Source organism: Blastococcus deserti (assembly GCF_042682525.1).
In the GTDB taxonomy this organism is placed as follows: Bacteria; Actinomycetota; Actinomycetes; order Mycobacteriales; family Geodermatophilaceae; genus Blastococcus_B; species Blastococcus_B deserti.
In genome coordinates, this window is the sequence record NZ_JBHUHP010000001.1 from 723,021 (window position 1) to 723,557 (window position 537).

Consider the following 537-nt stretch of genomic DNA (forward strand, 5'->3'; position numbering starts at 1 on the left):
GCGCCGCTGCCGGGATCGGTGAGGGCGATGGTCAGGCTGCCGCCCGCCGGGGCCTGCAGCCCGCCGGGGCAGAGGGCGTCGAGTTGTTCGAGCAGGGCCCGCAGCTGAGCGGCGGTGATCGGCTGCCCGTCCACCTCGGCCGGCGCCCCGCAGCCGCAGCCGGTGGCCGGCACAGCCATGCCGCACGGCGCCGCCGTCCCGGCCGCGGCGCGGTCGGCGGGGTCGGGCCGGGCGTGGGGCAGGCCGTGGCCGACGGCACAGGCCTCGTGGCCCGCGGCGCCGGCGGCGAGGGTGTCCAGCGAAGCCCAGACGGTGAGGTGGGCGGTGAACGGTGGCCGGCTGGCGTCCCAGGGGCGGAGCACCAGATCGCCGAGCACCCCGGCGCGCAGCTGGCCGATCGGGCGCGGATCGCCGTCGGCCTTGGCCATGCGGGCGTAGCCGTCGACCGTGTGCCGGATGGCGGTGGCCAGCGGCTGAGGGAGGTCCACCGCCAGCTGCGCCATACCATCGGGTGCCGGGCGGACGGTGACGTCGGCG

General features: G+C 78.8%; 1 pseudogene. It reads right to left on the reverse strand.

The annotated features are described in order from the left end of the window. Positions 1-488 (reverse strand): annotated as a pseudogene (locus tag ACFSHS_RS03460) (hypothetical protein); the annotation flags it as partial. Positions 489-537: the final 49 nt, after the last annotated feature.